This window comes from Flavobacteriales bacterium (genome assembly GCA_013001705.1).
GTDB lineage: Bacteria > Bacteroidota > Bacteroidia > Flavobacteriales_D > JABDKJ01 > JABDLZ01.
This window is the reverse complement of the sequence record JABDLZ010000039.1, coordinates 1-6,414: the sequence shown is the minus strand read 5'-3', so window position 1 is coordinate 6,414 and position 6,414 is coordinate 1. Positions and strand designations below refer to the sequence as shown.

At 49.7% G+C, this 6,414-nt stretch carries 5 protein-coding genes; 3 read left to right on the top strand and 2 right to left on the bottom strand.

The genetic code is table 11. The features are described 5' to 3' along the window. The first annotated feature begins 175 nt into the window (after window positions 1-175). The gene (locus HKN79_01310; protein NNC82187.1) at window positions 176-2,056 is read left to right on the top strand and encodes a M1 family metallopeptidase; all 1,881 of its coding nucleotides are present in this window, start codon (window positions 176-178) and stop codon (window positions 2,054-2,056) included. Continuing rightward, window positions 2,056-3,927 carry a M1 family metallopeptidase gene (locus HKN79_01305; GenBank protein NNC82186.1) on the top strand — a complete coding sequence of 624 codons (1,872 nt, stop codon included), beginning with the start codon at window positions 2,056-2,058 and terminating at the stop codon, window positions 3,925-3,927. The genes HKN79_01310 and HKN79_01305 overlap by 1 nt, the downstream gene beginning before the upstream one ends. 13 nt (window positions 3,928-3,940) lie before the next feature. Here the strand turns inward: HKN79_01305 and HKN79_01300 are convergent, their stop codons facing one another. Further along, window positions 3,941-5,002 (bottom strand): hypothetical protein, encoded by a 1,062-nt coding sequence (locus tag HKN79_01300; protein NNC82185.1) that lies wholly within the window; start codon window positions 5,000-5,002, stop codon window positions 3,941-3,943. 171 nt (window positions 5,003-5,173) lie between these two features. Between HKN79_01300 and HKN79_01295 the strand changes: the two genes are divergently transcribed. Continuing rightward, a complete protein-coding gene (locus HKN79_01295) occupies window positions 5,174-5,812 on the top strand; it encodes a DUF1684 domain-containing protein (GenBank protein NNC82184.1) in 639 nt (212 codons plus the stop codon). Window positions 5,813-5,814: 2 nt separating this feature from the next. Here the strand turns inward: HKN79_01295 and HKN79_01290 are convergent. Beyond that, on the bottom strand, window positions 5,815-6,414 hold a 600-nt coding region (locus HKN79_01290; GenBank protein NNC82183.1), incomplete at its 5' end, for a hypothetical protein.

Here is a 6,414-nt window from a genome sequence, read left to right as displayed (position 1 = left end):
GGCTTGAAGACCGTGCTCAAGGCACTCGGATTCATCAAATGGCCGCTCCCGGCCCTCGTGCTGCAGAACGGGAATCTCAAGGTTCAAGGATTCACCTTCTGAAAATAGGAATGATGCTTGCAGTGCCCGTGGCTGTAAGAATTGATAAATTGCGCCCCTTATGTTAAAGATCATCATGCACAGAATTTTCGCTCAGGCTCTTCTACTCATCATTTTGGTCGGTACTCCGTCATTCCTCTCAGCTCAAGCCGCTGATTGGCAGCAACATGCTGATTATGTCATGGATATCGACATGGATGTTGACAAGCATCGCTACAAGGGTCAACAGACCTTGACCTACACCAACAATTCTCCAGATACACTGGATAGAGTCTTCTATCATCTGTATTTCAATGCCTTCCAGCCTGGAAGCATGATGGATGTCAGAAGTAGGACCATTGCCGATCCTGATGGGCGAGTCAAGGACCGTATACAATCGCTGGAGAAAGATGAGATCGGGTATATCAAACCCCGTAGTCTGATGCAAGATGGCAAGGAATGCTCCTATGAGGTCGCAGAGACCATACTGGAGGTCGATCTGGCGGAACCTATTCTGCCGGGAGCTAGCACTGTACTTAGCATGGAGTGGGACGCACAAGTACCACTTCAGATCAGACGGTCAGGGAGGGACAACGCTGAAGGAGTGGAGTTCTCCATGACCCAATGGTATCCCAAACTGAGCGAATACGATGCCCGAGGATGGCATGCCAACCCTTATGTGGGTCGCGAATTCTATGGGGTCTGGGGAAACTTCGATGTGACCATACATATCGATAAGGACTACGTGCTCGGTGGTACAGGCTATGTGCAGAACCCAACGGAAGTGGGACATGGCTATGGCCAATTGGATAAGCAATTCAAAAAGGCTAAAAAGCGTTCGTGGCATTTCCTCGCTCCGAATGTGCATGATTTTGCCTGGGCGGCCGATCCGGATTTCATCCATGATACTCGGGTCACTAAATCAGGTATCGAGCTTCACTTCCTCTATCAGTACGATGAGGAGATCAAAGAGGTATGGGAGAGCTTCCAGCCCGATGTGGAGACTGTCTTTGACATCGCTAGTGCCAAGTACGGCAAGTATCCTTTCAAGCAATACTCTGTCATACAGGGTGGAGATGGCGGAATGGAATATCCTATGGCCACCCTTGTGACCGGCAAGCGTAAGTATGGAAGTCTGCTGGGTGTCACGGTGCATGAGGTGATGCACAGTTGGTATCAGATGGTACTCGCCACCAATGAGGCGCTCTATCCATGGATCGATGAAGGATTCACCAGCTATGCCAGTTCAGAGATCATGGCCGTCTTCTTCCCGAAAGATGACCCCAAGCAGATACACAATGGGGCCTATCGCGGATATCAGCACATCGTCAGCACAGGTGAAGAAGAACCCCTCTGCACCCATGCCGATCACTATAATCTGAACAAAGCCTATGGCATAGCTAGCTACAATAAAGGTGAGGTCTTTCTACATCAATTGAGCTATGTCATCGGTCAAGAGACCTTGGACAGAGTGCTGCTTCGCTATTTCGAAGAATGGAAATTCAAGCACCCGGATATGTGGGACTTCATACGTGTAGCAGAGAAGGAGAGCGGTCTGGAATTGGACTGGTATCTGGAGTATTTTGTGAATAGTACGCGATATGTGGACTACGCACTCGGTGAAGTGACGGGAGAAGAAGGGACAACTTCTGTGACCCTTGAGCGCAAAGGGACCATGATCATGCCTGTCGATGTGGTGGTGGAGCGATTCAGTGGTACCAAGGAACTCTATCACATCCCTCTGGGAATCATGCGTGGAGCAAAGGAGGAGGAATTCGATGGCACCTACATCGTTGCAGACGACTGGTATTGGACCCATCCGACCTATACTTTGGACTTGGACTACAATATGAAGGATGTAAAGAGCATAGAAATCGACCCCAGTCTACGTCTTGCCGATATGGACCGAGAGAACAACGCTCAGACCTTCGCCAATAAGAAACCCGTGATACGCAGTATCGAGAAACAAACGAAATAATGACCAAGAACCTTCTTCTCGCAATTGCCGGTAGTGCCCTGATGGCCTGTGGATCATCTCCTGAAACGGCAGAGACCGAATCAAAGACCGAATCAGAAAAGACCTACGTGAAAGACGTACACTCCTTTGCCCGTCCGGATGAGATCGCAGTCGACCACATCGACCTGGACATCGAATTGGATTTCGATCAGCATGTGATCAGCGGTACGGCCTCACACCGTCTGGTGCACAATAGTGCAGCCGACCATGTGTATTTCGATATAGACGGAATCGAAGTGCGTGCCGCACGGGCTGACGATTCGGAAACAGACTTCGAGCTGTTGGAAGGGAATGAATTCGGTCAGGCGGTCAAGGTCAAGGTCAGCCCTGAGACGAAATACGTGCACATAGATTATCGCACCTCACCTGAGGCAGCTGCTGTGCAATGGTTGGACAAGGAACAGACCGGAGGCAAGGAGCATCCCTTCCTCTTCACGCAAGGCCAAGCCATACTTACCCGCTCATGGATACCGAGCCAGGACAGTCCGGGGATACGGGTGACCTACAATGCGGAAGTGACCGTGCCCAAGGAGATGATGGCGGTCATGAGTGCGAGTAATCCAACAGAACGATCAGAAGATGGGGTCTATTCATTCGAGATGAAGCAGGCTATTCCGCCCTATCTGATCGCACTGGCAGCTGGTGATCTGGAGTTCCGATCAGTAGGTCCGCGCACTGGAGTCTATGCTGAACCCGGTATGGTGGATCGCTCGGCAGCCGAATTGGAAGACATGGAAGCGATGATCGAAGCGGCTGAAGGGCTCTACGGTGAATACGCATGGGACCGCTATGATGTCATAGTCCTGCCACCGAGCTTCCCATTCGGAGGAATGGAGAATCCGCGATTGACTTTTGCTACTCCTACTATCATTGCCGGAGATAAATCCCTGACCTCTCTTATCGCCCATGAGTTGGCACATAGCTGGAGTGGGAATCTGGTCACCAATGCCACCTGGGATGATTTCTGGTTGAATGAAGGATTCACGGTCTATTTCGAGTACCGCATCATGGAAGAAGTCTACGGAAAGGACTATACCGATATGATCAAGAGCCTGGGCCTGCAGGATCTCAGGCATACCATCGATGAGATGGGGCATGACCATGCGGACACGCATCTCAAATTGGCCCTCGAAGGACGCAATCCGGATGATGGGATGACCGATATCGCCTATGAGAAAGGGCATATGTTCTTAGAGATGCTGGAGAACACCTATGGTAGGCAGACTTTCGATGCATTCTTGAAGCAGTATTTCCAAGAGAATGCTTTCAAGAACATGACCACAGAACGTTTCTTAGAGTATCTGGATAGTGAGTTGATCGCTAAACACGATAAAGAGGTCAATGTGCAGGAGTGGGTGTACGGTCCTGGTCTGCCCAGCAATTCTCCCGATATCACGTCTGACCGCTTTGCCAAAGTCAGTGAGGCTATGGCTGAATGGCAGGAAGGAGAACGCTCTTTGGATGAAATCGAGACCGGTGAATGGAGTACTCACGAGTGGTTGCATTTCTTGCGAGCCATTCCCGATGATGCATCTGTTAAAATGATGAGCACATTGGACCAGGCCTTTGCATTCTCAGCGAGTAGCAACTCGGAGATATTGGGAATTTGGTTCGTAAAGGCAGCACGTACGGGCTATAAACCTGCCTACGAACCCATGGCCGATTTCTTGGTCAATGTAGGACGCAGGAAATTCCTGACCCCGATATATACGGCTTTGAAGGAGAATGGGGAGTTGGAGATGGCCAAGCTCATCTATGACAAGGCCCGCCCGAACTATCACTCCGTCTCTCGTGGCACGATGGACGAGCTTCTAGGCTGGCAAGAAAGCTGAAGAGGTATTCTATCTACTTAGCTGACAGGTAGTTCTCCAGCGGATAGGCATATTTCTGCAGGAGGATATTGCGGCCACCGTTGTCATTCTTGACATCGCTGAGTACGGTATCACAATAGGCTACGAATTCCTCCACATCATCATCTCGATACATATGGGTGAATTCCTCCGTGCTGTACAAGAGGTCATAGGCCACGTAATTATTGGGCCAGAGTCGGCAGAGTCTGTGAATGCGTTTATCGACCGATCGGGCGAATTCCTGAAGTAGGTCATTCACGGATTTTTCTTGGTCGAAGACATCCAGTTCTTCATTCAAAGTGGAGCCAATTGCTAGGTGCACCCGCCCTTTCTGCTGAGTAATACCGGCAATGATATTCTGTAGGTCCTCATGTTGGCCTTTTTCATACTTCTCGCCCTTCTGCGTGATCAGCAATTCTCGCACTTTGAAGACGTCACAAGGGTCGTACTCATAGGAGAGGGCCATCGGTAGGATATTCAATTCCTTGAATGCACTTGCCGGGTCCTGATCGGAGCTCATCTGTATCATCTTCAGCAAGCCCTGTTGCGTACGGTCGTTGCCGTCTTTGGCCCTGCCTTCTCGCTGCGATATCCAGATGCTGCTCCCCCGTTCGGTGATACTGTGACGTATGTAATGACTCAATTTGAGTGAGCTCTCATACTGCTCGCGGCCTGAGACATTCCGATTGACGGTGAAGTTCTTGTTCAGTTTGGTGAGATGCTTGACAGTGGGGTTTGCCAGTAGATTGCTACCGATGGCCGTCTCGGTGGTATCTAGTCCTTGCTCGTGCAGAAGCATGTTGAGTATGGCGCTATCCAAGATGATATCCCGGTGATTGGAAATGTAGAGATGGGATCTTCCATCTTTGGCATGCTCCATTCCGCTGTGGGTCAAAGCGGTGATGGTGCCGTGGTTCATCAAAAGCATGGAGCGATAAGCGACCTGGGCTTGGAAATCCTTGACCGTACGGATGCCCTCGCACATGGCCACCAATTGATCATCATCTTTCTCTGGATAGACATATCTGAGCACCTTGACAAAGGAGTACTCTTTCATCAAGGCTTGCACGGCCCCTGGCACCTCATCATCCCGATAAGGAGCTATATCACTGAAATCCAGCTCGGTATGTGGTTGATCTGCGATGGTAATGATAGTGCTCGGTCATCAAAAGAACGAAAATGAGAGCAATAGAGCATGGATGTACATTAGAGGTCTCAATGACAGACGATGAATTCTATCCTCTTCCAGTACATGTTGTTCTCCGTACTCGCGACCGCTTGTGCCATCACTTCCACTAGTGATTGCTTGACATCACACGAGCGATTCTTACAAGAGCAGCATGAGATATTCAGTGATGCGGAACGATCACCTCTATTGGAAAAGGATCGTGAAGGCTTTCAATCCATCAACTATTATCCATACGATGCGAAATACTGTGTGAGGGCGCGGTGGGTGCGTACGGAAGATGAGTTGCCCTTCGAGATGCCTACGAGCACTGAGAGAAGACCCATGTATATCAAGTATGGAGAGCTTCATTTCGATGTAGATGGAGAGCAGCTGGTCTTATCGGCCTATCAGAATATCGAGTTGAGCAAGGACAGTGAATGGGAGAACTATCTGTTCATTCCTTTCAATGACCTGACCAATGGTGAGACCACCTATGGAGGAGGGAGATACCTGGATTTTGAGATTCCGGAAACGGAATGGATCACCCTGAATCTGAACAATACCTATCACCCGCTATGTTCTTATGACCATAGATATTCTTGTCCTATCCCTCCCGAGGAAAATATGCTCGATGTACGTATAGAGGCCGGAGTCAAGTCGGGGATCAATGGGCGGCCCGCAGACAATTCAGAACATTGAGTTCAGTCCAATACCGTCTCTTGGTTCCATACCCGCTCGGTGATGGAAGTACCATTCTTGAAATAGAACACCCCACCCCAGCCGTGTTTGACCTTGCGATATTCATTTCCAAGTCCGTCTTTGACAACGATGCGCTTGGTTATGGTGCGATTGCCCTCTGAGAAGGTTTCCTCTGTTACTCCGTCTGGATAAGATTCAGCCAATTCCTGTTGTACCTCTTCGATGCTCCTGTCCTCATCCACTTGGTCGAGCAACTGATGCTTTGTGCTCACCTTTTCAGTGCGAGAAGGCTCGGTCTTCTCCTCGATGGATTCTCTGACTTCTTTGATCGATGAATCCACCACATCTTCTACTTCTTCTTCGTCAATATCTTCCGGCTCCTCATCTTCTGCTTCTTCAGAGCCTCCAAGTATGATCAAACCTTCAGCATCTTTCTCTGGTTGCTCATCGATTTCTTCGGGCTTTTCCTTCTTGGGGGGTGGGGGCATGTCTTTGTAGACCTTGGCCAGTTCGGCCTGGTACATCTGTTCTACCCGTTCTTCAGCCGTCAATTCAGGTTCTTGGGATTGCTCTTGCACTGGCTCTTCGATCTCCTCTTCTTG